The organism is Cuneatibacter caecimuris, from assembly GCF_004216775.1.
GTDB classification, from domain to species: domain Bacteria; phylum Bacillota; class Clostridia; order Lachnospirales; family Lachnospiraceae; genus Cuneatibacter; species Cuneatibacter caecimuris.
Window position 1 is genome coordinate 112828 of sequence record NZ_SGXF01000001.1, and the last position, 24901, is coordinate 137728.

General features: G+C 49.8%; 22 protein-coding genes, 1 tRNA gene and 1 pseudogene. 9 read left to right on the forward strand and 15 right to left on the reverse strand.

The genetic code is table 11. The features are described 5' to 3' along the window. On the forward strand, window positions 1–1057 hold a 1057-nt coding region (locus EV209_RS16760; RefSeq protein ID WP_207220560.1), incomplete at its 5' end, for a collagen-like domain-containing protein. 27 nt (window positions 1058–1084) lie between these two features. On the opposite strand, the gene EV209_RS16540 is transcribed toward EV209_RS16760, so the two are convergent. Together EV209_RS16540 and EV209_RS00545 are read right to left on the reverse strand one after the other, a co-directional pair. Further along, window positions 1085–1612, reverse strand: a complete 528-nt coding sequence (locus tag EV209_RS16540) for a collagen-like domain-containing protein (RefSeq protein WP_330520458.1) — start codon at window positions 1610–1612, stop codon at window positions 1085–1087. Window positions 1613–1843: 231 nt separating this feature from the next. Continuing rightward, window positions 1844–2416, reverse strand: coding sequence for an N-acetylmuramoyl-L-alanine amidase family protein (locus EV209_RS00545; RefSeq protein ID WP_130432019.1), 573 nt, complete (start codon window positions 2414–2416; stop codon window positions 1844–1846). Window positions 2417–2552: 136 nt separating this feature from the next. Between EV209_RS00545 and EV209_RS00550 the strand changes: the two genes are divergently transcribed. Continuing rightward, window positions 2553–2924 carry an iron chaperone gene (locus tag EV209_RS00550; protein WP_130432021.1) on the forward strand — a complete coding sequence of 124 codons (372 nt, stop codon included), beginning with the start codon at window positions 2553–2555 and terminating at the stop codon, window positions 2922–2924. A 66-nt stretch (window positions 2925–2990) separates the two neighbouring features. Here the strand turns inward: EV209_RS00550 and EV209_RS00555 are convergent, their stop codons facing one another. Next, window positions 2991–3233 (reverse strand): hypothetical protein, encoded by a 243-nt coding sequence (locus tag EV209_RS00555; protein ID WP_130432023.1) that lies wholly within the window; start codon window positions 3231–3233, stop codon window positions 2991–2993. Between the two features lie 318 nt (window positions 3234–3551). On the opposite strand from EV209_RS00555, the gene EV209_RS00560 reads away from it, so the two are divergent. Next, window positions 3552–4439 carry an RES domain-containing protein gene (locus EV209_RS00560; protein WP_130432025.1) on the forward strand — a complete coding sequence of 296 codons (888 nt, stop codon included), beginning with the start codon at window positions 3552–3554 and terminating at the stop codon, window positions 4437–4439. Window positions 4440–4775: 336 nt separating this feature from the next. Then, a pseudogene (locus tag EV209_RS17035) lies at window positions 4776–5132 on the forward strand (ATP-binding protein); the annotation flags it as partial. Window positions 5133–5418: 286 nt separating this feature from the next. Here the strand turns inward: EV209_RS17035 and EV209_RS00570 are convergent. From EV209_RS00570 to EV209_RS00580, 3 genes are all read right to left on the reverse strand, one after another. Further along, a tRNA-Leu gene (locus tag EV209_RS00570) sits at window positions 5419–5500 on the reverse strand. Between the two features lie 80 nt (window positions 5501–5580). After that, window positions 5581–5964: a rhodanese-like domain-containing protein gene (locus EV209_RS00575; RefSeq protein ID WP_130432027.1), complete on the reverse strand. Its 384-nt coding sequence runs from the start codon at window positions 5962–5964 to the stop codon at window positions 5581–5583. A gap of 5 nt (window positions 5965–5969) precedes the next feature. After that, window positions 5970–7016, reverse strand: a complete 1047-nt coding sequence (locus EV209_RS00580) for an alcohol dehydrogenase (RefSeq protein ID WP_130434084.1) — start codon at window positions 7014–7016, stop codon at window positions 5970–5972. Between the two features lie 214 nt (window positions 7017–7230). Between EV209_RS00580 and EV209_RS00585 the strand changes: the two genes are divergently transcribed. From EV209_RS00585 to EV209_RS00605, 4 genes are all read left to right on the forward strand, one after another. Beyond that, entirely contained in the window at window positions 7231–8076 is an 846-nt protein-coding gene (locus EV209_RS00585; protein ID WP_130432029.1) for a hypothetical protein, read from the forward strand. Window positions 8077–8275: 199 nt separating this feature from the next. After that, a complete protein-coding gene (locus tag EV209_RS00595; protein WP_130432031.1) occupies window positions 8276–9628 on the forward strand; it encodes a uracil-xanthine permease family protein in 1353 nt (450 codons plus the stop codon). Between the two features lie 2 nt (window positions 9629–9630). Continuing rightward, window positions 9631–10266: a uracil phosphoribosyltransferase gene (gene upp, locus EV209_RS00600; RefSeq protein ID WP_130432033.1), complete on the forward strand. Its 636-nt coding sequence runs from the start codon at window positions 9631–9633 to the stop codon at window positions 10264–10266. A 296-nt stretch (window positions 10267–10562) separates the two neighbouring features. Continuing rightward, on the forward strand, window positions 10563–11471 hold the full coding sequence (locus tag EV209_RS00605; protein WP_130432035.1) for a cation diffusion facilitator family transporter: 909 nt from the start codon (window positions 10563–10565) through the stop codon (window positions 11469–11471). A 234-nt stretch (window positions 11472–11705) separates the two neighbouring features. Here the strand turns inward: EV209_RS00605 and EV209_RS00610 are convergent, their stop codons facing one another. From EV209_RS00610 to EV209_RS00650, 9 genes are all read right to left on the reverse strand, one after another. After that, complete coding sequence (locus EV209_RS00610) at window positions 11706–12533, reverse strand: Mrp/NBP35 family ATP-binding protein (RefSeq protein WP_130432037.1); 828 nt, start codon at window positions 12531–12533, stop codon at window positions 11706–11708. 57 nt (window positions 12534–12590) lie between these two features. Then, window positions 12591–14087, reverse strand: a complete 1497-nt coding sequence (locus tag EV209_RS00615) for a carboxypeptidase M32 (RefSeq protein ID WP_130432039.1) — start codon at window positions 14085–14087, stop codon at window positions 12591–12593. Window positions 14088–14103: 16 nt separating this feature from the next. Then, window positions 14104–15483, reverse strand: coding sequence for a peptidoglycan D,D-transpeptidase FtsI family protein (locus EV209_RS16550; RefSeq protein WP_330520831.1), 1380 nt, complete (start codon window positions 15481–15483; stop codon window positions 14104–14106). Window positions 15484–15487: 4 nt separating this feature from the next. Next, entirely contained in the window at window positions 15488–16960 is a 1473-nt protein-coding gene (locus EV209_RS00625) for an FtsW/RodA/SpoVE family cell cycle protein (protein WP_130432043.1), read from the reverse strand. Between the two features lie 13 nt (window positions 16961–16973). Next, window positions 16974–19172, reverse strand: a complete 2199-nt coding sequence (locus tag EV209_RS00630; RefSeq protein WP_130432045.1) for a peptidase U32 family protein — start codon at window positions 19170–19172, stop codon at window positions 16974–16976. A 34-nt stretch (window positions 19173–19206) separates the two neighbouring features. Then, window positions 19207–19749, reverse strand: a complete 543-nt coding sequence (locus tag EV209_RS00635; RefSeq protein ID WP_130432047.1) for a cell division protein ZapA — start codon at window positions 19747–19749, stop codon at window positions 19207–19209. A gap of 107 nt (window positions 19750–19856) precedes the next feature. Next, window positions 19857–20858: a Holliday junction branch migration DNA helicase RuvB gene (ruvB, locus tag EV209_RS00640; RefSeq protein WP_130432049.1), complete on the reverse strand. Its 1002-nt coding sequence runs from the start codon at window positions 20856–20858 to the stop codon at window positions 19857–19859. Window positions 20859–20867: 9 nt separating this feature from the next. After that, a complete protein-coding gene (ruvA, locus tag EV209_RS00645; RefSeq protein WP_130432051.1) occupies window positions 20868–21470 on the reverse strand; it encodes a Holliday junction branch migration protein RuvA in 603 nt (200 codons plus the stop codon). Window positions 21471–21952: 482 nt separating this feature from the next. After that, window positions 21953–23113 (reverse strand): M20 metallopeptidase family protein, encoded by a 1161-nt coding sequence (locus tag EV209_RS00650; RefSeq protein WP_243647461.1) that lies wholly within the window; start codon window positions 23111–23113, stop codon window positions 21953–21955. A gap of 181 nt (window positions 23114–23294) precedes the next feature. On the opposite strand from EV209_RS00650, the gene EV209_RS00655 reads away from it, so the two are divergent. After that, window positions 23295–24857, forward strand: coding sequence for a sodium:solute symporter family protein (locus EV209_RS00655; RefSeq protein WP_130432055.1), 1563 nt, complete (start codon window positions 23295–23297; stop codon window positions 24855–24857). Window positions 24858–24901 lie beyond the last annotated feature (44 nt).

The following is a 24901-nucleotide window of genomic DNA, read 5'->3' on the forward strand; positions in this document are numbered from 1 at the left end:
CAGGCAGGGGGAAAAGGGCGGCACTGGAGCCGACGGCCCCACCGGACCTACCGGGCCCCAGGGTGATAAAGGCGACACTGGCGCCGATGGGGCCACTGGGCCTACCGGCCTGCAAGGCGAAAGGGGCGTCACTGGGGCTGATGGTCCCACTGGGCCCACCGGGCCTACCGGTCTGCAGGGGGAAAAGGGCGGCACTGGAGCCGACGGCCCCACCGGACCTACCGGGCCCCAGGGTGATAAAGGCGACACTGGCGCCGATGGGGCCACTGGACCTACCGGTCTGCAAGGCGAAAGGGGCGTCACTGGGGCTGATGGTCCCACTGGGCCCACCGGGCCCACCGGTTTGCAGGGGGAAAAGGGCGGCACTGGAGCCGACGGCCCCACCGGACCTACCGGGCCCCAGGGTGATAAAGGCGACACTGGAGCCGATGGGGCCACTGGGCCTACCGGCCTGCAAGGCGAAAGGGGCGTCACTGGACCTGCAGGCCCCACCGGACCTACCGGGCCCACCGGGCCTCAGGGTATAGCAGGCCAGACCGGTCCCGCCCCTGATATTGCAGTAGCGGAGAATACTCCAACCAGCTACAAGATCAGCTTTCAAAGTGGCAGTCAGAATTTAACCAGTCCCAACCTATATGTATCCCCAATCACTTATCATTCTGACTTATCTAAGTTGAACAGCTTTATTGATATTCCGTTGGAAAACCTGATTCTCTCTGTGCAGAATATATCCACATCTGCAGTAAAAATTACGATTCGCCCAAAGGATACCACAGTTCCTGTGCTGTGCGATATACGCAGAACAAGCATTTATGGACTTGGGACCATTGAAGTTCAGAAACTTGATAACACTCAGATTACTTCCCGCGTTTCACTGGATGATGTTCTGTACAGTGATTCTCAGGAAGAACACTGGATGAAAATTCGCCAGCAGAATCCGGCTACCAGTCTCTGGGCCTTATGTGAGGTACACACGTTTGTATCAAAAAACGGCGCCCGGACTTCTGTATGGGTCAACTGGCTCGAATATAATGTTTCCTATCCTGTTCCTCAGTAAGCCCCGGGGAATCAACAATTTCAGTTTTTAATGGGGGAGCGGATGAATAATTGAAGCGGTGGCTCCTGTGGGGCCTGCAACACCGCGAATCCCCTGTTCCCCTTGCATTCCCTGGATTCCCTGGACCCCCTGGGGTCCGGAAGGACCAGTCGGGCCTACAGGACCAGTGGGGCCCGCAGGGCCGGTGGGACCTCTCATACCAGTGACTCCGGCAGCACCTGCAGGACCCTGAGCGCCAGCCGGTCCTGCAGGACCGGTGGGGCCTCTCTCCCCAGGCACTCCCTGAGAACCGGTGGGGCCAGTAGGACCTGATGGTCCGGCCGGCCCCGTGGGACCTCTCATACCAGTGACTCCGGCAGCACCTGCAGGACCCTGAGCGCCAGTCGGGCCTGCAGGACCGGTAGGGCCAGTAGGGCCGGTGGGGCCGGTGGGGCCGGTAATTCCTCCCTGACAGGGAGGCGCCGGAGGCGGGCAGGGAGGCGGGGCGCAGCAGCTGCACTTTCTTCCTCCGCACCCGCAGCAGTTTCCGTATTCTCCATTATAACAATCAAACATCAACATCAACTCCTGTTCTTATTACTGGCAAATCTTTTGCCTCTGTTTCATTTTATGACAACAGAAGGCAAGCTGTGCTCCTGTTACAGTCATAAAACACGAAGCGCATTGCCGCACCTGCAGCTCTATTGATTGCAGGCAGATGCTGTAAAGGCCCGCGATGAAAAACCGCAGGCCTTTTCTGTTCCGGCTATTCCGGGTGAGACGATCCATGGAAATATACCGGTGATTTTATACCGGTGCAAAGCCGAAATAGCTTAGCAGGCCATTGTAAATTCCCCAGGCAAATCCCCTCTGATCGTCCCGCAATTTTTGCGCGTCAGAAGCATTGCTCAAATATCCCAGTTCCACCAGCACAGCCGGCATGGCAGTCCTGCGCAGAACATAAAGGGAAGGATTCAGACGCACGCCGTTGTCCCTGGTGCCCACGCGCTCCACAATGCCTTCCAGAATATGCTGAGCCAGCCAGTAGGATTGTGAATTCTCTCTGTAAACATAGACTTCGCTGCCGTTGATGGCAGGATTTGTATTGGAATTGCAGTGGATGCTGATAAAATAGTCTGCCGGCCAGGTATTAGCCATATTGACGCGGGCCTGCAGGCTGGTGGCATTGCTGGTTCCAAGTACTGCATCCGGGGAGGTTCTTGAAACACGCGCAACAAACCTGTAATCATCGTTGAGCAGGCTTGCCAGATAGATCCCTACATTATAGGTGACGTCCTGTTCCCGCAGGCCGTTTCCTTCCGCTCCAGTATTTGGCCCGCTTGGATTATGGCCCTGATCAATAAAAATCCGAATTGCCAAAACTCCGCCTCCTGATCGATTTTACTTTATCTTATTCCATCAGGTTTCCGGTAGTGCCTTATCAGCCCCATGGAAATAAAATTTAAAAACCGGCGCACACTATTCCCAGCAGGAATTAAATCAGAGGAGGTTCGGAATGAATGATTTTTCAGCGTATATAAAACAGCTTACCGACGAACGGCAGCGGGTTCGCACGGAAGAGGTATTAGATTGGGTCAGCAGCCATTTTTCAAATCTGGAACCAAGAATTGCATGGAATCAGCCCATGTTCACGGATCACGGCACATTTATTATAGGCTTCAGTGCATCCCGCAATCATCTGTCTGTTTCTCCGGAGCAGGCGGGAATGGCACAATTTCAAGAAAAAATTGCAAAAGCCGGGTACGGCCAGAGCAAAATGCTTTTTCGAATCAGGTGGGATGAACCAGTAAATTATACTCTGCTGGAACAAATAATCCGCTTTAATTGTATGGATAAAGCGGAATGCACGACTTTTTGGAGAAAATAGAAAGGACATCCGTTTTATAGCACAAGTCCATTCATAATAGACTTTTGCTGAATAAAGAGATTCACATTAAGATGTTTCTACAATAACATTCATCAGCCCAGCATCAAAGGCTGTTTCGTCATGATTTATCGCAATCAGTGAAGACATTGAAGGTCTTTTAAGCTGCTTATAATCATTTTGAAACTTTTCAATAGCGAGGTTTGTATATTCATAAATTCCATCCAAATGTTCTATCCATATTTCACCGCCGTTGAAAAAAGTTTTTGTATATAGTTTATTTACCCCTGCAAATCCCTTAGCTTTTTGCACATTATCCTCCTTTCAAAAACCTCTGCATGTTCCCTGCCAATTTTATTAAAACTCGAAGCAATAAGCAGATGCTTAATCACTAACCAGCCATGTTTTTGATTTTTCCATAAAGGAATTTGACTACAACACAGAGGTGGAACTTGTCAATCTTATTGCAGGCACAGTAGCAAATACCACGCCAGCAGGAACCCCACAAAATCATAATAACCAGCTGTCACAAAGTAAAAAATAAGTAACTGCTGATTTGATTTGCTAATAGTATTGAATAGCTGTATAATATCCCTATAAATTAGAATTTGCAAGGGAGAATGTTTGTTGATGGCACAAGTAAATCTGAAAGAAGCATATGTTAAATACCTTAATAGTTTAAATAGTGGATGCAATGATGAGATTGAAAAAACAAAATATAGCCTACTATTGGAAGCTTCTAACTTTCTTGAAGTAATTGCTAATTATGTTACATTATATAAATTTGGATTGAAATATGATTTTGGTAAAAGTATTATCCCCAGAGGAACTAAGTTATACCGTATTAGATGTTATGAAGATAATACCGATTTTTCAAATCCAAATCAATGGAAAGCACCGCCACATAAACCACAAAATAGAGCAAATATTAAAGGACAGGAGGCACTATATTTAGGAAGCACAGAAACAATTTGTTTATTAGAAGCTCATATAAAAAAAGATGATAAATATGCATTGGGAATTTATGAAGCCACAGCGAATATCGAAGTTGGAGGTTATCTGGCATATCATACAAACAACATGCTTCAAAACTTGGCTGGAATGATTTTAAATGCTTTTTTGATAGCACCATCGCGTAGTTCAAGAAATGAAGAGTTATTTTCTTATTTAGATTCTCATTATGGTTTATTAGCATTAGATGATTTAGCGGACATAAATGAGGTAATTGAAAATAGTGCATTAGAACTCCCTATGAAATTTGGAGTATTAAATCAACTTGATAAATATTACAATCTCACAAATCAATTATGCAATATTCTTTCAGAAGATACTCCTGATGGCATAAGGTATAGTTCATGTTATCTTCCTATGGAAACTGTGGGTATAGAGTGTTCCGATTTTAATATTGTTTTGTATAGTGGAGGAATTTCTAAGGTTAAGCTAATTGACTATAAAATCAAAACCAATGTAAATGATTTTGATTATACAGATTTGCTAAAAATTATTTTAAACGGTTAATGACAGTTAAATTCCAGTTTTTCTATAACTTCATATTAAATACCACAAGCAGTTAGTCTATATGACTGATTGCTTTTTTCATGCCAAGTAAGGAAAATTTATAGTATTTTACAAATATAAAAGAAAGCGTATCAGAGCCAGCGGCAAGTCTATTGTAGCGACTGGTATCTGTGTACTGGTCGCTTTTCTGTATTACCTCTTCTGCTATGGCTATTACAAACAGCTCATACACCGCTAAAAGTTGGCACGTATTATTTTAGATAATGGCTGGTATGAAGTAGTGACAACACAGGGAAACAGCTCTTTCACTGACCTGCAATCCAGTAAGTCAAAAGGGATCAAGACCTACTCTTGCAGTTGGAAGATAAGCTGGAAAGCGGTCTGTATTGTGAGCTGACCGACAAGCTATTGTATGACGGCTGCGTGGAATATACCCTGCTCTATGACATGATAGCAAACCGCATTTCCATAGCGGAAGTACAGGCAGAAAACTGGGGCTTGCGGTTGATGAAAAATCTTGTCTGGGAGTATGACGCTCTCCCCCATGCCCTTATCTGTGAGGAACTGGTGGCGGTCAGACGTATTCTATCTTGACTATCATTGAAGCCATATTGCGTACTAATGCTGTCCTGTATATCCTTGACCCGAAGAACGCCGGCCTTACGGACTTGGGAACGGTCATGGATAAGGTTTTCTTTGAAAACCTTGTTTTGATTTCTTTTGTGAGAAAGAATATCACTGGCATGCTTCCCCGCCTGAGGCGTTTCGCACCAGCGACGTAATTCCTTACGCCGCAGTGCGATTCTCCGTAGGTTTATTTAACTTGTCACCCGATGAAGAGTATTTTTCAATTATATGAGTATTTAGATCAGTCCTCAGCGGGAAACACCCATTTTCTCAAATTTAATTTTTTAGACAACAAACAAGCCTGCAAATGCAGGCTTGTTTGCTGAACATATTTTGTATTGACTTATTATGATGCCGATGGCCGGACTCGAACCGGCACGGTGTTACCCGCTTGATTTTGAGTCAAGTGCGTCTGCCAATTCCGCCACATCGGCTCCTCAAACAACGGTAGTTATTTTAGCATATTTTCCGGCCGAACGCAAGCATAATTTTTTATTTTTTCAATACAGCCTGTTTATTCTGTCTCATAAGGCCAGGTATTGATCCCACCAAATTCATATATTTCTGTATAGCCCAGTTCGGCCAAAGCCTTTGACGCAGCTTTGCTGCGGTTTCCGCTGCGGCAGTATACCAGTACAACCGAATCCTTTTCCGGAATCACGGTAGCAGCGCTGGTTTCATCAATGGTTCCCACCGGCAGCAGCACGGCTCCCGGAATGTGGCCGCTGTCATATTCGTCCTTCTCCCGGACGTCCAGAATAACCACATCCTGCTGTTCCATCATCTGTTTCGCCTTTTCCTGCGTGATTTGCTGATATCCGCTCTGTTTCACAGTATTTCCTCCGCATCCGCTGCATAATAATAAAACCGCCATAAAACCACATAATAAACGCTTCATCTGAATCACTCTCCCTCATCCGCAGTAATTGCAATTTTGATCACACCGTCCAGCTTATTTTCAAAAATACGATAGGCCTCTTCAATCTGGCGCAGCGGGTAAGTATGGGTGATCAAAGGTGTGGTATCAATTTTTCCAGACTCGATCAGTCTGAGGATTTCATCACATCTGCAGCCGTCCACGCCTCCGGTTTTAAAAATCAGATTCTTTCCGTACATCTCAGGAAGAGGAAGCGCCTGCGCTTCTTCATAGAGCGCAACAACAGTTACAACCGCATTGGGGCGCGCGCATTCCCATGCCATTTTAAAAGTGTCCTTTCCTCCGGCCACTTCCAGCACTGCGTCCGCTCCATTGTGGCAGCTGTGTTCTTTTACAAATTCCAGGACATTTTCAGGACCAACGGTCAGGACTTCCGGATAATTTTTCCGGACAAATTGGAGCCTCTGTTCATCCTTGTCACAGACAATAATCCGCTTCGGCTCCATCAGTCTCACGCACTGCAGCGTGCAGATACCAGTGGGCCCTGCTCCGATCACCAGCACTGTATCACTGTTCCTGATTTCGGAAATCTGTGCCGCCCAATAGCCTGTCGCCAGCACATCTCCTACGAACAGCGCCTGTTCATCGGTGACTGAATCTGGAATCTTGTTGAGCCCCTGGTCCGCATAAGGCACCCGGACATACTCAGCCTGTCCGCCGTCGATACGGCAGCCCAAAGCCCAGCCTCCATTTTCGTCCGTACAATTATTGACCCAGCCATTTTTGCAGAAAAAGCACTGGCCGCAGAATGTCTCTACGTTCACTGTCACCCGGTCTCCGGGCTTCACAGAGGCCACAGCAGCCCCCACCGCTTCCACCACTCCAACCATCTCGTGCCCCACTGTAATCCCCGGAACAGCTTTCGGCACGCTCCCATGCTTAATGTGCAGGTCGCTGGTGCAGATGCTCCCCAGCGTGACCCGGACGATCGCATCTCTGTCATTTTGCAGAACAGGCTTCGGTTTCTCCACCAGCTGAAATTTTCCCTTTTCGATATAAGTACAGGCAAGCATATTATATCCTCTCTTCCACAAAATATCCGTTCCGCCTGAAGGCGCCAGTTTTATAAGCAATCCGGCTTTTAGGCCGTAAGTCACTGGATTTATTTAAATTATACATCAACCGGCAACCTTAGGCAAGAATGGTTTCCGATCAAAAAAAGAATATAAAAATTTGTCTGCATATGGTACAATACAAATAAAAATGATTCTAAAGAAGGAGCCGCTTATGAGAACAGTTGATGTGATCTATTCACCCATTTGTGAGTCCACTGGCGCAATGATTGGAAAATTAAAACATTGGCTGGAAGGGACGGACGTTCAGATAAATATCATCCCGTATCATCTCCGCCCGCAGGAAATGAGTATCGGCCGTAGAATCGATGAAAATTGTTTTATAGATGTATATTATTGCAATAAAAAAATTGATACGGTTCCTTTAAACAGAAGCCGGATTTATGATGCGCTTAATATCGAAAAGGATTTTGAAGAACCAGAGGAAGAAAAAAGCATTGGGAAGGGTCTGGAGAAAGAGCAGTTCAGAACTAAGCTTTATTCAGGTGAAATTCAATTCCTGCCTATTACGCGAGAAAACTGCCTCACAGAAATGTCCATGTGTTTGTGCAATTATCCTTTTGGAAATCCTCCTGAACGGTATCATAGAGAATGTATTGGACTGAAATCCCAGGTGTTTTCAGAAGTCTGGAAAACAGAAGAAACTGCAGGTATTTTTGCGCAATATAATGGAAAAGTGATTGGATTATTGGAAGTGCTGCCAAGAGAAATTTTACAGAAATACGGTTTTATGACAGGAACTATTGGAAATGATGAGGACTGTTTATCTGTCGGCTGTTATGAAGTGGGTTACGGAATTCCAAGAGCCGAAATGATTGATGAATTAATGTGTCATCTGGAAAAAATATATGGCTTATTCCATCGCAAAGTGATTGAAGGGATCGGGATATATGAATGGAGCGAAGGCTTCAATCCGTACTGGGTTTATGAAAAATATGGATTTCATAAAGTGGAACAGCTATCCGGCAGTGTGATCGTGATGTCCAAAAAAATCCCTTAATCAGCGATGGGCGTTTAAATATTAAAATCAGCGTTTTAATTGAATTAAAGAAAATATACAACTGCACTTATGATGATTTTTTTGATGGTTTAGATGTTTCATTTTAATAACAAATTTCTATAAAAAAATCAGAAAATAAAATTGAATTTTTCATAAACTTCTGGTACAATCATATTCAGAAAATTTTAAGGAGGACGATATGAAAGACCTAAAACCTCGCGACTATCTGCTGAGCGTTCAGCACTTATTCGCCATGTTCGGCGCCACCATTCTGGTGCCGCTGCTCACAGGTATGAATCCATCTCTGGCACTGGTATCCGCCGGTCTGGGCACTCTTGTATTTCATGTTTGTACGAAATTCAAGGTGCCCGTATTTTTGGGCTCATCCTTTGCTTTTCTGACAGCTCTCAGCGCTGTGATCCGCACCATTCCTTCGGCCGACGGTTCCATGCTGGTGGATCCTTCCAGAATCCCTCTGGCTCAGGGAGGAATCATTTTTGCCGGCCTGCTGTACCTGCTTTTTGCGCTGATCGCAAAGCTGGTAGGAGCCGAAAAAATCCGCCGCTTCTTCCCTCCGGTGGTGACCGGGCCTGTGATCGTGGTAATCGGGATCAATCTGGCGGGCACTGCCATTGGCGACGCCTCCGGGCAGATTTCTTTTTCCGGCGGAATGACCGGAGAGTTGGCTTTGAATCTGGGCATCGCGGCATTCACTCTGGCGGTTGTGATTATTTGTTCTATGTTTGCCAAGGGATTCTTCAAATTGGTTCCCATTCTCATCGGCATCGCGGCAGGTTATCTTCTCTGTGTCATTCTCAATGCCTGCGGCGTATTCCAGATGAATTTCCAGCCTATTGCGGATGCCGCCTGGGTGAATATTCCTTTTGTAACACAGGATTCCAACGGCGTCACCTTTATGAGCCTGCCGAAGTTTGATCTGGGCGTCATTTTATCCATCGCCCCTATCGCGCTGGTTACATTTATGGAACATATCGGTGACATCACAACCAACGGCGCCGTGGTCGGCAAGGATTTTCTGAAAGATCCAGGCCTGCACCGCACTCTGTTGGGCGACGGCCTGGCAACCTGTCTGGCCGGCCTGCTGGGAGGGCCTCCCAATACAACATATTCTGAGAATACCGGCGTTCTGGCAACTACGAAAAACTATAATCCGCTTCTGCTGCGCCTCACCGCGGTAATTGCTATTATCCTGGGCTTTGTGGGTAAATTCGGCGCTATTCTTCAGACCATTCCGGATCCGGTTAAAGGCGGCGTAGAAATCATGCTGTTCGGCATGATCGCAGCAGTGGGAATCCGCTCTCTGGCAGAAGCCAATCTGGACTTCACCCACAGCCGGAACCTGACCATTGTGGGTCTCATCCTGGTTCTCGGCCTGGGAATCAGCAACATGGGCGGCATTCAGCTGCAGCTGGGACCTGTGTCACTGAATCTCTCCGGACTGTTTATCGCCGTAATCGTAGGCGTTATCATGAATATGATTCTGCCGGACAGAAATGACGCTGCCCCCGAACAAAACGGAAGGAGAAAATAAAAATGTACCCTGAAAATGTCACTGTAATCAATCATCCGCTGGTCCAGCATAAAATCTCCATGCTTCGGGATATCCATACCGGTACAAATGAATTCCGCCGGCTGACAGAGGAAATCGCCATGCTCATGGGCTATGAAGCGCTCCGCGATCTTCCTCTGGAAGACGTGGAGATCACAACCCCCCTGGAAACCTGCATGACGCCCATGATTGCCGGAAAAAAGCTGGCTGTCGTCCCGATTCTCCGGGCCGGCCTGGGCATGGTCAGCGGGATCCTGGCTCTGACACCCAGCGCCAAGGTGGGACATATCGGCCTGTTCCGCGATCCTGAGACACATGAGCCTCATGAGTATTATTGTAAATTGCCGGATCCCATCGATCTGCGCACCATCGTAGTGACTGATCCCATGCTGGCTACCGGCGGCTCAGCGGTGGCTGCTGTAGATTTTATCAAACAGCACGGAGGAAAGACAATTAAATTTATGTCCATTATTGCCGCTCCGGAAGGCCTGGAGCGCCTGTCAAAAGCGCATTCTGACATACAGATCTACTGCGGTCATGTGGATCGGCAACTGAATGAAAACGCATATATCTGCCCTGGGCTTGGGGATGCAGGGGACAGAATCTTTGGTACGAAATAATGGCGCAGGCCGGGGAAATGATTTATTTTTCCCGGCCTGCTTTTTTACAAGAAACGCATTGCTGTGCTGTCATTTCCAAAATTCTTCTGTTATTTTCTGTTTATCTTGAAAAAGAATCCCCCTCACCGGACTCTCACGCAGAAACTCTGCTGCTTCAGCGGCCATATTTCCAAGAACCTTCTATTGACAAATTGAATATTATGTATAAACACGCTTTGCATTGCATGCATCTGTGGGACAACTGTATGTTCCACGGGTACTTTTTTATAAGAACTCTTTCTCAGGAGGATTCTTCTATGACCCGATTAACGGCAAAACGATCAGATGTGAACGAAGCCCTCGTCATCCGAAAGCTGTCTTTGGTCAGTGTATTCGGCAATGTAATACTGTCCGGATTTAAGTTTTTCGCCGGAATCGCCGGCAATTCCCATGCCATGATTTCAGATTCCATTCACTCTTTTTCAGATGTGCTCACCACGCTCATTGCATGGATCGGTGTAAAACTTTCTAAAAAAGAATCAGATTCTGCACACCCCTATGGCCATGAACGCCTGGAATGTGTTGCTTCCCTGATCCTGGGCATTGTTTTAATGGCTACGGGCTTGGGTATCGGTAAGTCTGGGCTTGAAAATATATTGATCCAAAGCAATGAAAGCGCCGTCATCCCGGGCGCAATTGCGCTTTGTGCAGCACTTGTGTCAATCACCGGAAAAGAAGCCATGTTCTGGTATACCCGCTATTATGCAAAGCTGATCAACTCCAGCGCTTTTATGGCCGACGCATGGCATCACCGGTCAGACGCTTTTTCCTCCATCGGGTCTTTAATCGGCGTAGCTGGCGCTATGATGGGATTTCCGGTAATGGACTCTGTGGCAAGTGTAGTGATCTGTTTGTTTATTTTAAAAGTGTCCTATGATATTTTGAAAGATGCGATTGTGAAACTGCTGGATACTTCCTGCGGAGAAGATTATGAAAAAAGACTGAGAGAGTATGTATCCGCTCAGAACGGCGTGATTTGCGTGGATATGCTCCGCTCCAGAATGTTCGGGAATAAAATCTATGTAGATTTAGAGATTCAGGTGGATGGGAGTAAATGTTTGAGAGAAGCTCATGAAGTCGCTGAACAGGTGCATTCCAATGTAGAACGTCAATTCCCTGACGTGAAACACATCATGGTTCATGTGAATCCTGCGAATGATATATAAAAGGAGGCGATATGAAAAGGCCAGGCACTTCATAAAGAGCGCCCGGCCCGCATAGAATAAAGAGTCCGGCGAGCCGGACTCTCGCGCCGAAGCGGGGCCGCTTTCACGGCCATATTTCCTTAACGCGTAGTGCGCATCCCCCGGAGGGTTTTGTTGCATAGGGAAAGCAGTTTCCTATGGAATAAGAATCCCGCTCGCGGGATTCCCCGCCTGCGGCGTGTCGCTTATGCTTTATTACAGCCCCTGGACCATCCCGGCCATATCCTCCAGCCAGGAACCAGAATATTCTTCAATTCTGCCTTCATCACAGAGTTTTGCCAGTTCCGGATCAATGGGAAGCTTTGCTACATTGGCAATCCCGTAGCGCGCTGCGATTTCATCCATATGGCTTTCTCCAAAAATAGCATGGCGCTTGTGGCAGTCCGGACATTCAAAATAAGACATGTTCTCCACCAGGCCCAGCACCGGCACATTCATCATTTCCGCCATCTTCACCGCTTTTTCCACAATCATGGACACCAGCTCCTGAGGGGAGGCCACCACAAGTATTCCGGCCACCGGCAGGGACTGGAACACCGTCAAAGGCACATCTCCCGTTCCGGGCGGCATATCCACAAACATATAATCCACATTGTTCCAGATCACTTCTGACCAGAACTGCTTCACTGTATTGGCTATAATGGGACCTCTCCAGATCACAGGGTCAGTTTCATCCCCCAGCAGCAGGTTGACGGACATCATCTGAATTCCCGTTCTGGTTTTCGCCGGAATAATACCTTCCTCACTGCCCATCGCCCGGCCATGGATTCCAAAGGTTTTTGGAATGGACGGTCCTGTGATATCCGCGTCCAGCACTGCGGTTTCATACCCTTTTCGTCTCATAGCCACTGCCATCATGGATGTTACAAGAGATTTTCCCACTCCCCCTTTTCCGCTGACTACCGCAATCACCTTGCGGACTTCTGCCTGGGGATGCAGGGCCTCCTTCATGTTCTGCGGGGCTGTGCGCTCCTTACAGTCGCTTCCGCAGCTGCTGCAGTTATGGCTGCATGTTTCACTCATTTCACTTTCCTCCTCACACTCCGGCCGGATACCCGGCCGGCGATATTACCAGTATTTTTAATTCAGTTCATAAAGAGCTGTATATTTGTTTTTCAAATAGTCCACATAATAATCGGGATTAAACTCTTCCCCGGTCAGATCCTTCAGCAGCCTGCGGGTCTTGCGGGACGCCCCGTACTGATGGATATGCTCTTTCAGATATTCCCGGATCGGTTTCAGATTTCCTTCTTTCAGCAGCTGTTCCACCTCCAGATCTTTTTCCATCTGGGCATAGATCTGAGAAGCAAACGCATTTCCCAAAGCATAAGAAGGAAAATACCCGAACCCGCCGAAGGACCAGTGCACATCCTGCAGAATCCCTTCTGTATCCGTCTCCGGGCGGATTCCCAGATATTCTTCATACAAGCTGTTCCACATCTCAGGAAGGTCTTCCACAGAACATTCTTCTATCATTTTCTTTTCCATCTCATATCTGACCATAATGTGAAGACAGTAAGTCAGTTCGTCCGCCTCTGTACGGATCAGGTCCGGATGCACGCGATTGATGATCCTGATAAAATCCTCAAGGGGAAGGTTCTCCAGCTGTTCCGGAAAGGTTTCCTGAAGTTTTCCGTAAATCGGCTCCCAGAATGCCCTGCTCCGTCCGATGACATTCTCAAACATCCTGGACTGGGACTCATGCATACCGCAGGATGCGCCGCCCTGCACGGGAGTCATTGTCACCTCGTCAGAGTTGCCCCCTTCATACAGCGCATGTCCCGTCTCATGGATCACAGAGAAGATGGCGCTTTCCAGATTATCTGGGTAATAGTGGTTCGTAATCCGCACATCTTCATTGTGGAGACTGTCGGTAAAAGGATGCTCGCTCTCCCCCAGTACGCCTTTTGTAAAGTCAAATCCCAGGTATTCCGCCAGAAATCTGCTGAATTCCTTTTGCTTTTCAATATCATATTCCTGGAACACTGCAGAACTGTCTATCATGTCCAGCTTTTTCCTGACTTCCTTGAGCAGAGGCACAATCTCCTTGCGCATCCGGTCAAAAAAGCGGTCCAGTTCCTTCATTGTAAAGCCTTCTTCGTAATCCTCCAGCAGCACATCGTAAAGCCTCTGCCCGTCTTTTGCCCGGTATCCTGCAAATTTTCTCTGATAACTGATCAGGTCTTTTAAAACCGGGGCAAACAGGCTGTAGTCATTCTGCTTTTTCGCTTTTGCCCATACTGTCCCTGCTTTGGCCGTCAGTTCCGAATATGCCTGGTACTCTTCCGGCGGAATCACATCCATGTCGTGGATATCCTTGCGCACTTTTTCGGCTATCGCCTGCTGGACCTCTGTCAGGCCCTCTCCGCCTTCCAGTGCTTTTGCCGCCTCTTTGATTTCCGGTGAGGTCATCACCTTCATATACTCCATGGACAGCTGGCCCATATAGACGGATGTTTTTTCTACGGCTCCTTCCGGCGCCAGGGTTTCGTTGTCCCAGCTGAATATGGTGGAAGCAGCCTGCAGCGCCTGCGCGCGCTTCAGCTGTTCCTCCAGCTTTTCATAATTCTGATTCATGTTCTACCTCCTTATTTTACTGCAGCAGGGCCGCGTCCATCACGGCCTTGGCTATGGGGGCCGCTACCCGGCCCCCGGAACCTCCCTGCTCCACAATTACGCTGACCACAATTTTCGGATTATCTGCAGGTGCAAATCCCACAAAAAGAGCATGGGTATTCTCGCTGCTGTCATATTGGGCGGAACCGGTCTTGCCCGCTACCTGATACTGGTCGGAGCCGCCGACCGATCCGGTGCCTTCGTTAATGACTCCCACCATCAGCTCTGTCATCAGCTCCGCTTCCTCAGGCGTCATCACTTTGCTCAGGGACTGGGGCATATTTTTCTCCTGGATCTTTCCGTTGGCGCCCTCCACCCGGTCGATCAGGTACGGCTTCATAATCGTCCCGCCATTGGCTACGGAAGCCGCCATCAGCGCATTGACCAGCGGCGTGGTCTGTGTCTTTCCCTGGCCGATGACAGACTGAAGCATCTGCCAGGTATCGGTATTCTGGTCAATCGGAAAACTGGTAGCGCTTTGGGGAAGAGCCATATCCAGCCTGCTGTTATAGCCCACCGCATCGCACAGGCTGCGCATGGCATCTTTATCCAGGCTCTCCGCCATATTGGCAAAAGCCCCGTTGCAGCTTTTTGCCAGGGCGCTGCGCACCGTCATATGGCCGTGCACCGCATTTTCAGAACACCGGATGGTATAGTCTCCATATTCAAAAGCGCCGTCGCATTCATAGGTATAATCTTCCCAGTCATCCGGATGCTCCCGGATATACTCTAAAGCTGTTAGAATTTTAAACGTGGAGCCCGGCGGATACAGACCCTGGGTCACCCGGTTGAGCAGACAGGTTTCTGTGCTGCCCTCTCCCACCAGCCTGTCCCAGATCTCATTGATCTGGTTCGGGTCATAATCCGGCTTTGAAACCATGGCCAGAATCTTTCCTGTTCCCGGCTCCATAGCCACAACCGCCCCGGAATAATCTCCCAGCGCATCATAGGCAGCCTGTTGGATCCGGGCGTCCAATGTGGTCACCACTGTATCCCCCTGCCCTTTCTGATGGGTAACGTCATTGACCAGCCCTTTTAGGATTCCGCTGTGAGAGGATAATAATTCAAAATTCATGGCAGCTTCTATGCCGGAACCGCCTTTGGAATGATATCCCACTGCCTGGGCGAAGGTCCTGCCGTAAGGGTAGACCCGCAGCACAGAATCATCCTCCTGCACCTGGGAGGTCGCCAGGAGGTTCCCGTTCTTATCCGTGATGTCGCCCCGGATCACTTTGCCCGCCATTGCGGCAATCCTGGTGTTATAGGGATTGTTGATCACCTGATCCGCCTGAACAGACAAGAAATATCCATAATAACACATCAGTCCGGCAAAAATCAGTCCAAAGGTGACAGCCATCACTTTAATTTCTCTGTTTTGTTTCTTTCTGGCCTGCTTTTTCTCCTGTCTTTCTGCTTCTGCCGCTCCCCGCTGTTCCTGCCGCGGCCCTGTTCCCCCGGAGTTTCCTCTCTTTTCGTTTTCTTTCAATTTCCTCATCCTCATTCCGCTTCAGGATATAAATTCCCTGCAGCACTGCAATCATCAAAAAGGTACTGAGTATCGAACTGCCTCCGTAACTGACAAATGGCAGCGTTACGCCGGTAAGGGGAATCCATTTTGTCACGCCTCCCACCGTCAGCAGGACCTGTATGCCGTACAGCGCTGCAAAGCCCACTGCGATCAGTTTGTAAAATGATTCCCCTACCTTGGTTGCCATTCTGAAAATGTACAGGATCAGGCTCAGGCATACCAGGATCAGGCATACGCCGAACAGTCCGCCGAACTCTTCCGAAATCGCCGCAAATATATAATCTTTGCTGACCACCGGAATTTTCGTCGGCATTCCCTGGTACAGGCCGGAACCCAGCCAGCCGCCGGAACCAATGGCAAACAGTCCCTGGGTGATCTGGTATCCGCCGTCCTTGTCAATCAGCGACCATGGATCCTGCCAGGCCGCTACCCTGACCCGCACATGGGAAAACAGAAAATAGGCGGCTACCGCAGCGGCAGAGCCGCAGCCCAGCCCGGCGAAAAGGTACAGCGGCTGGTGCGTAGCCACATACAGGATCACGAGATAAGTCAGAAAATAAATCAGGGCGCTTCCCAGGTCGTTGGAAACTACCAGGATAATCACATGGCTCCCCGCCACAGCAGTGGCGAAACAGACTCGCTTAAAATCTGTTTTTACCTGAAGCAGCATGGCTGTTAGGATAACAAAAGTCAGCTTCACAAATTCCGAGGGCTGCAGGGTAAACACTTTGAAGTCAAAGGACAGATTCGCGCCATAGGTGGTTTTGCCTAGCAGCGCCACCAAAACCAGCATCAGCAGGCCTCCCACGCCCAGGATTTCCGCCGTCCGCTTTTTAATCCTCAGTTTTTCAATGAATTTTGGCACAAACAGCGTCACCGCAGCAGCTCCGCAGACCAGCACAAACTGCTTTACCGCCCTGTTTCCCAGCGCGGTGGTTATATCCAGAAGCTGGTCCGCGTCAGAAAGCCTGGTGAGCACTGCAAACCCTACAGCCAGCAGCATGGTGGTATGGTTCAGGAAAAGGCGGCTGGACCGGGGATAAAGCCGCCGGTACACCACATGGTACAAAACAAAAAACAGCAGCTGCAGGCCGTAAAATACCAGTACGCCGGTATTTTTCGTATTGATAAAAATGGTCGCATACGCAGTCAGATGAAACATCAGCGTCAGCGCCAGCATCTTATGGTACTTCCAGCTGAGCTGGCTTTGAGTCTTCAGATGGATCACTGTCAGGCTGTCCCAGGCGTAAAGGGCCATCAGGAACAGCATGATATATTTTGTTACTACAGTAAATATTGTTGCCACATTATCACCTTAATTATTCCACGCCGCGCTTCCAATGCCCGCGGGTGAATTCTCCTTCCGGAACCGGCCTGCCTCCGGCCGCAGCCGTCTGCGCCTGCTCCAATATCAATGACGTCTCTTCCCTGCCCTCTGTGGTGAATATCAGACGAAAGCTTTCGCATCCCAGTTTCCCGGCCTCTTCCGCCTGGTCCAGCAGCCATAGCGGCGCTGTATTGTAAATCGTATTATAACAATACCTGCAATGGCTTTTAACAGGAAAATTCTTTTGCATCCTGTCCTTCAGCCAGAGCGTCCCCTCATGTCCGGCGCACCCTTTTACTGTTTTCTGGATGCAGCCTGCCGTCACCATCATGGGCAGTCTGCCATACAAGATCATCTCGCTGCCTTTCATGCCCCGCTGCTTCAGTTCTCTGGAAGTCAGCTCTGCAGGAGCCGTATCCTTCTGATATCCCCACTCCCGGAGCACCTCTCTGGACAGACTGTTCCAGCTGTATATCATGTGGTCCGCCATGAAATCATCCGCAATCCGCAGCCCCCTCATCGCTTCCCCGGCCTCCGCGCAGGCGGCCAGAACTCCGTCAAATCCTGCGTTTCTATATTCTTCCCGATATTTTTGAAAATAAGTTTCAGCCTCAGGTCGGTATATCTGCGGCGTCAGCAGCCAGCAGGACTTGCCTGCGGCATGTACAGCGCCTGCCAGCTCTCCGATACGATCCGGCCCGCAGATCATGGAATCCAGATAAATCCTGGAAATCAGCTGGCTTTCCAGCGCAGCAGCCAGCTGTTCTTCTGTCTCAGCGGAAGCTGACCAGGCGAGATCAGGCCGCTCCTGAAACAGCTCCCATTCTTCTCTCCGCCGGACCTGGACATCCGGCATTCCAGGCAATCCGGACTGTTTTGCCGCCGTATCACCCCTCAGATCTCTTCTGGCTTTTTCTAAAATAGCTTTTTCCAGCTCTTCAAAAGCAATTCTTCGCAGCTCATTGAGCTTTCCCATGGGCAAAAAGCAGTTTCCCTTCAGACAGACCTCCAGATTCTTCCAGTAAAAAACCTCATTCCCTGTTTTTTCCAGCTGCCTCCGCACAACTTCCTGGGATAGCGGTTGTTTCTGCGCCGCCTGTACCTCCGCTCCTTCTGAGACCCGGGATATTGTGCCGTTTTGTATTTCCAGCCTGGCAGGCTTCCCTGCTTCCAGAACTGCTCTGCCGCACACCGGTTCCCGCAGCGGCCGGTCCAGATATTCTTTGCGGAGAGAAGAATAGAGCGCTTCCTGGCTCTCCCGGTTGTCCGGCTCTTCCAGGGATATCATCTCTCTTCCATTATGATGCCTGTAATACCCTTCAGTATACCCCCGGCGGTGAAACAAACGAAACAGCTCCTGCTGGTCCCTCTCATCCACAAAATATCCTTCCGGACCTTTTTCTTCCAGAAGATCCAGATATTTTCTATAGATCCGCACCACTCCCGCCGTGTATTCCGGCCGTTTCATCCGCCCTTCAATTTTCAGGGAATAAACGCCGGCTTCAGCAATTTCCGGCAGCAGTTCCAGCGTGTTCAGATCCTTCATGCTGAGCAGATAGGGCTGCTCTCTGCTGCTCCCTTTCGTCTGATAAGGTAACCTGCAGGGCTGGGCGCACCGTCCCCGGTTTCCGCTCCGGCCTCCCACAAGGCTGCTGAACAGGCACTGTCCAGAATAGCAGTAACACAGCGCGCCGTGCACAAAGCTTTCAATTTCAGCTCCTGTAGCATCATACAGCCTGCGGATCTCCTGCAAAGACAGTTCTCTGGCTGTTACAATTCTGCTCACTCCCATTTTCATCAGAAGACGGGCTTCCTCCGGCCCCGTGACGGTCATCTGGGTGCTGGCGTGCAGGTCCAGGCCCGGAAAGGCCTGCGTTATCATCTTCAGCGCTCCCAGATCCTGCACAATCACTGCGTCCAGCCCGTGAACCGCATAGGGCGTCAGATAAGAAACGAGCTCTTCACACAGCTCTGTTTCTTTCATCAGTGTATTCACTGTCAGATAGATTTTCCTGCCATGCAGATGTGCGTAGTCTATGGCGCTCAGAAGCATGTCTTCTTCCGGATTATCCGCGTAAGCCCGGGCCCCGAACCTGCTGCCGCCGATATATACAGCGTCCGCGCCCGCATTTACCGCCGCCACCAGACTTTCGTAGGAGCCAGCCGGAGCCAGCAATTCCAGTTTTCTCATACCTTACCTCACAAAACAGAAGCAGGGGCTGCGGTCAGCGGCCCCCTTCGTTATTTTTTTCTGGTTCTTTTCCATCAGCGGAAGGCATATACTGCTTCTTCTGCATATTATTATTGTACTGCCCTCCCTGACGCCTGGAATGGTTACGGGACTGTTTCTGCTGCCTGTTTTCTGTCCTGGCTGCTGTTTGCTGTTCCTGCCGGTCCTGCAGATACTCTGTCTGTTCCGCAGCCACGGCAGAGGATTGCTCCGCCGCTCGCTGGAGCTGTTCCAGCTTCATCTGGGCAGTCACAAGATCGTGCTTGATCTGGTACAGCTCTCTTTCCTGTTCATTCAGCTTTCTGCTGGCGTCCTCCGCCACCTTTCTGGCTTTAAAGTAATCGTCTGCCAGATTCAGATAGATCTGAATGGTCCGCAGATCTGCAGGAAGGCGCATAAAACCGTTCTGCTGCTTCAGTTCTCCGATCCTGGCGTTCAGGTAGGAGGCTACCCGCTGCAGGTATCCTTCTTCCTCATAGCCGCCCATCGTATATATTTTCCCGTCAATCAGAACTTCCGTATAATTCTTCGTCTCCATATCCGTTTCTCCCTGCCCCCGCCGGGCATCCTATTTTCCCAAAAGGGATCATGTTATCGGAGATAACATGATATCATTATAAACGAAAGCAGCATAAACCACAAGGTTTAATTATGAATTTCCAGTCCCAGGTGGTGATAGGCGTTTTCCGTAGCAATACGGCCCCTGGGCGTACGCTGCAGGAGACCGTTCTGGATCAGGTAGGGTTCATAAACCTCTTCCAGGGTTCCCACATCCTCTCCCAGCGCTGCGGCCAGGGTTTCCAGGCCTACCGGCCCGCCGGAAAATTTATTAACAATAGTTTCCAGGATCTTCCGGTCCCCGTTGTCCAGGCCCAGGCGGTCGACTTCCAGAAGATCCAGAGCAAACTCCGCCACGTCTTTTGTAATCACACCCTCATATTTCACCTGAGCAAAATCCCTGACCCGTTTCAGCAGCCGGTTAGCCAGGCGGGGCGTTCCCCTGGAACGTCTGGCCATTTCCAACGCCCCCTCCGCTTCCAGCTCCACGCCCAGAACTTCCGCGGAGCGCATCAGAATTGTGGTAAGGTCTTTCGTATTGTAAAATTCCAGATGGTTTACCACGCCAAACCGGTCCCGCAGAGGCGCAGTAAGAAGCCCGGCCCTGGTAGTGGCTCCCACCAAGGTAAACTGAGGCAGGTCCAGACGAATGGAACGGGCCGCTGCGCCTTTGCCTATTACAATATCAATGGCAAAATCCTCCATGGCCGGATATAAAACCTCTTCCACCTGACGGTTTAGGCGGTGGATTTCGTCCACAAATAAAACATCTCCCGACTGCAGGTTATTCAGTATGGCCGCCATTTCTCCCGGCTTTTCAATCGCCGGGCCGGAGGTGATCTTCAGGTTTGTGCCCATCTCATTGGCGATAATCCCCGCCAGCGTGGTCTTTCCCAGGCCGGGCGGGCCGTACAGAAGCACGTGGTCCAATGCTTCCCCTCTGTTTTTCGCTGCTTCAATATAGACCTTCAGGTTGCTTTTCACCTTTTGCTGGCCGATATATTCTGAAAACAGTTTTGGCCGCAGGCCGCCTTCTATTTTCTGATCCTCTTCCACATATTCTGTGGTAATAATACGTCTGTTTTCCATAACCCGTCCTTAAAAGCTCATTTGTTTTAATGCGGCCTTCAGCAGGCTCTCCACATCCATTTCTGCTCCGCCGTCCACCTGGCGGACAGCCCGCAGCGCTTCTGAATTGGCGTATCCCAGAGCTGTCAGGGCCAGGACCGCTTCCTGAACTGCATCCGTGGACGCTGCCGCTGCGGTCTGATGGGACAGCTTCTTTTCAAATGCGTCTTCCAGCTTCAGTTTGTCTTTTAACTCGAGAATCACTTTCTGGGCTGTTTTATGCCCGATTCCCGGCGCTTTGGATATTGCTTTCGCATCGTCTGAGAGCACTGCGAAACGCAGGTCGTCCGGCGTCATCACTGACAGCACGCCCAGCGCTCCTTTTGGGCCGATCCCGCTGACGCTGATCAGCATTTTGAATATTTCCAGGTCATCTCTGGTATAGAAGCCGAACAGTGATACACCGTCTTCTTTTACCTGCAGGTATGTATACAGCTTGATTTTGCTTCCTATGGGCGGCAGCGACTGAAACAGCGCTCCAGGCACATAAATCTGCCAGCCGGTCCCCTGATTCTCTATCAGAACGGAGTCTTGCAGGACTTCCGTCAGTTCTCCTTTGATATATCCGATCATTGTTTTTCCTTTTTGTTTGTGCGGGTTCAACGTGAATTTCAGGCGTTACGTTTTTGCACTGCTCATTGTTTTCGTGAACATTATATCATATCTGCTTCGCTGATATGGTGCACTTCGTGCTGGTATGCGCACTTCGCTGGCGCTCCGGCGCGTATAATGTCTGACGACATTATACCATATCTGCTTCGCTGATATGGCGCACTTTGTGCTGGTATGCGCATTTCGCTGGCGCTCCGGCGCGTATAATGTCTGACGACATTATACCATATCCGCTTCGCTGATATGGTGCACTTCGTGCTGGTATGCGCACTTCGCTGGCGCTCCGGCGCGTATAATGTCTGACGACATTATACCATATCTGCTTCGCTGATATGGCGCACTTTGTGCTGGTATGCGCATTTCGCTGGCGCTCCGGCGCGTATAATGTCTGACGACATTATACCATACACCCCAGATTTTGGCAAGGTAATCGTATGCTTGTTCTATTCCGGGCATTTCAGGGTGTTCAGAGCGCAGGCTGCCAGGAATGCGGCTCCCGGCGCCAGAACGGCTTCGTCCAGGTCGAACGCTTCGTGATGGAGGGAGTTTGTGGTGTCCGGTTTCGCGGGATTTCCGGAACCCAGGTAGGCATATGCACCGGGTAGCCTGAACAAGTATTCCGCAAAATTATCTCCCCCCAGGGACAGCGGCCGGTCCGCAATCACGTTCTTTTCTCCAAAGATTTGATTTGCTGCTGTTCGGGCTTCTTCACAGGCTTTGGCATGGCAGATCAGAGGGGGGGCAATTTCTGTCCAGGTTACTTCCGCCCTTCCTCCATAAAGCTCTGCAGTCCGCTTAATCGTTTCATCTGTCATTTTCTTCACGCTTCTGCGGCTTTCCTGGGATATGGTGCGGACAGTCCCTTCCAGCCGCGCTCCTGAAGCTACTGCATTATATGTGCTGCCTGCCGTCATTTTTCCCACTCCGATGATAACCGGATCCGTTGGGGATGTACGCCTTGTCACGATCCCCTGCAGAGCCACCACAGCCTGGCAAGCCATATAAAGGGCGTCAGCCCCCATTTGCGGGACTGATACATGAGCAGCTTTTCCTGTGATATCCGCGCAGAACTGATCTACTGCAGCATTATTCAGCCCTTCCTTAATCCCAATGGTTCCCGCCCGCAGCTCCGGGGCCATATGGAGTCCGAATATCCTTTTTGTCCCGTCCAGCACACCGGAGCGCAGAAAATCCTCTGCTCCCAGACCCGTTTCTTCTCCTGGCTGGAACAGCAGCAGAACCTGGCCGCCGAACTCTCTGCGGTTCTCCTGAAGCACCTTTGCCGCTCCCAGCAGGCAGGCGGTATGCCCGTCATGGCCGCAGGCGTGCATGACTCCCGGATTATTCGAACCATAGGCGCGGCCCTCTTTTTCCTCCACCGGCAGAGCGTCCGTGTCCGCCCGCAGCGCAACTTTTCTTTCTCCTTTTCCTTCTCCGCAGATCACTCCTAAAACGCCTGTTTCTCCTATCCTGCAGGACTCAATTCCCAGCCGTTCCAGTTCCGCCTTAATTTTTCCGGCAGTCCTGTACTCCCGGCCGCTCAGTTCCGGGTCCTGATGGAATTCTCTCCTCCACTGAATCAAATACTCCTGTTCCTGTTTCATACAGCTATAAATATCCATGCTCCGCCCATCCTTCTGCTGATTTTGTCACATCGTACCACTTTTTTTCCGATCGGTCAATAAATATGATTGACAAATCCCTTGGAATCAGGTACATTTACTCTATCAGTTAAACGCATTAATGCTTTAATTTGTTAAACTACACCAAGGGGGTACTTTTATCATGTTTCTGAAACTCTTAATGCTGGTTGTATTTTTTGCAGCTATGACAGGGATCGGCCTGTACTGCCGCAGGCATACCGCAGATGTTTCCGGCTTTGTTCTCGGCGGCAGGTCCGTGGGGCCCTGGCTGACTGCGTTTGCCTATGGAACATCCTATTTTTCCGCTGTTATTTTTGTGGGTTACGCCGGGCAGTTTGGCTGGAAATTCGGCGTTGCTTCCACCTGGATCGGCCTGGGCAACGCGCTGATCGGCTCCCTTCTGGCCTGGGTGATTCTGGGACGGCGTACCAGGATCATGACTCAGCATCTGGAGAGCGCCACTATGCCGGAGTTCTTTGGCAGCCGTTTCGACAGCAAAGCTCTGAAAATCACGGCTTCTGCCATTGTATTTGTTTTTTTGATCCCCTATACTGCCTCTCTGTATAACGGACTTTCCCGCCTGTTTGGGATGGCCTTCCACATTGATTATACTGTCTGCATTCTGGTCATGGCTGTCCTCACTGGAATATACGTGGTTGCAGGGGGATACATGGCCACTGCGATCAATGATTTTATACAGGGAATCATCATGCTCTTTGGCATTGTAATTGTGATTGCGGCTGTCCTGGGCAGCAACGGCGGATTTATGGAAGCACTGAACCAGCTGGCGCAGGTGGAGGATACAGCGGTTTCCGCCCAGCCGGGAGTGTTTGCCTCCTTCTTCGGTCCGGACCCCATAGGTCTGCTGGGCGTAGTTCTGCTCACCTCCCTGGGCACCTGGGGCCTCCCTCAGATGGTGCAGAAATTTTATGCGATCAAAAGCGAACGCTCGATCCATAAAGGCACCGTGATTTCCACAGTATTTGCCCTGATCGTTTCCGGCGGGTGCTATTTTCTGGGCGGCTTCGGCAGGCTTTATGCCGGGCAGATCGATATTGGAGCCGAAGGATACGACGCTGTCATTCCGGCCATGCTTTCCGGCCTTCCGGAAATCCTCATCGGCCTGGTGGTCATTCTGGTGCTGTCCGCCTCCATGTCCACACTTTCTTCTCTGGTTATGGCCTCCAGTTCCACCCTCACTCTGGATTTTCTGAAAGAGACTGTGATGAAAAAGATGGACGAAAAAAAACAGATCCTGATGATCCGCCTGCTGATTGTCTGCTTTATCGCAATTTCCGCCGTGCTGGCCATCATTCAATATAAGGCCAATATCACTTTTATCGCCCAGCTGATGGGAATCTCCTGGGGCGCGCTGGCCGGATCGTTCCTGGCTCCTTTTCTCTACGGCCTGTACTGGAAGCGGATATCCAGAGTTTCTGTCTGGTTCAGCTTTCTCTACGGTTCGGGGCTGATGATTGCAAACATGCTCTTCAGGAATGCTTTTCCTGCATTTTTGCAGTCCCCCATCAACGCAGGGGCCTTTGCCATGCTCACCGGTCTGGTTCTGGTTCCAATCATCAGCCTTTTTACAAAAGCGCCGGACCGGGAAATTGTGGAAAGCGCCTTCTCCTGCTACAATAAGTTGACTGAGGTCCCTCAGTCCGTAGCTCTGGCAGAGGAACCGGAAAGTCCTGCCAAAAAGTAACTTTCACTTACTGTAAAGAGGCACAGGAACTAAAATCCTGTGCC

What these genes read in the sequence shown, in the direction of transcription:
- EV209_RS16540 (WP_330520458.1), bottom strand. Translation starts at nt 1,612, where the DNA reads ATGTTTGATTGTTATAATGGAGAATACGGAAACTGCTGCGGGTGCGGA.
- EV209_RS00550 (WP_130432021.1), top strand. Translation starts at nt 2,553, where the DNA reads ATGAATGATTTTTCAGCGTATATAAAACAGCTTACCGACGAACGGCAG.
- EV209_RS00560 (WP_130432025.1), top strand. Translation starts at nt 3,552, where the DNA reads ATGGCACAAGTAAATCTGAAAGAAGCATATGTTAAATACCTTAATAGT.
- EV209_RS00575 (WP_130432027.1), bottom strand. Translation starts at nt 5,964, where the DNA reads ATGAAGCGTTTATTATGTGGTTTTATGGCGGTTTTATTATTATGCAGC.
- EV209_RS00580 (WP_130434084.1), bottom strand. Translation starts at nt 7,016, where the DNA reads ATGCTTGCCTGTACTTATATCGAAAAGGGAAAATTTCAGCTGGTGGAG.
- EV209_RS00585 (WP_130432029.1), top strand. Translation starts at nt 7,231, where the DNA reads ATGAGAACAGTTGATGTGATCTATTCACCCATTTGTGAGTCCACTGGC.
- EV209_RS00595 (WP_130432031.1), top strand. Translation starts at nt 8,276, where the DNA reads ATGAAAGACCTAAAACCTCGCGACTATCTGCTGAGCGTTCAGCACTTA.
- upp (WP_130432033.1), top strand. Translation starts at nt 9,631, where the DNA reads ATGTACCCTGAAAATGTCACTGTAATCAATCATCCGCTGGTCCAGCAT.
- EV209_RS00605 (WP_130432035.1), top strand. Translation starts at nt 10,563, where the DNA reads ATGACCCGATTAACGGCAAAACGATCAGATGTGAACGAAGCCCTCGTC.
- EV209_RS00610 (WP_130432037.1), bottom strand. Translation starts at nt 12,533, where the DNA reads ATGAGTGAAACATGCAGCCATAACTGCAGCAGCTGCGGAAGCGACTGT.
- EV209_RS00615 (WP_130432039.1), bottom strand. Translation starts at nt 14,087, where the DNA reads ATGAATCAGAATTATGAAAAGCTGGAGGAACAGCTGAAGCGCGCGCAG.
- EV209_RS16550 (WP_330520831.1), bottom strand. Translation starts at nt 15,483, where the DNA reads ATGGCTGTCACCTTTGGACTGATTTTTGCCGGACTGATGTGTTATTAT.
- EV209_RS00630 (WP_130432045.1), bottom strand. Translation starts at nt 19,172, where the DNA reads ATGAGAAAACTGGAATTGCTGGCTCCGGCTGGCTCCTACGAAAGTCTG.
- EV209_RS00635 (WP_130432047.1), bottom strand. Translation starts at nt 19,749, where the DNA reads ATGGAGACGAAGAATTATACGGAAGTTCTGATTGACGGGAAAATATAT.
- ruvB (WP_130432049.1), bottom strand. Translation starts at nt 20,858, where the DNA reads ATGGAAAACAGACGTATTATTACCACAGAATATGTGGAAGAGGATCAG.
- ruvA (WP_130432051.1), bottom strand. Translation starts at nt 21,470, where the DNA reads ATGATCGGATATATCAAAGGAGAACTGACGGAAGTCCTGCAAGACTCC.
- EV209_RS00650 (WP_243647461.1), bottom strand. Translation starts at nt 23,113, where the DNA reads ATGAAACAGGAACAGGAGTATTTGATTCAGTGGAGGAGAGAATTCCAT.
- EV209_RS00655 (WP_130432055.1), top strand. Translation starts at nt 23,295, where the DNA reads ATGTTTCTGAAACTCTTAATGCTGGTTGTATTTTTTGCAGCTATGACA.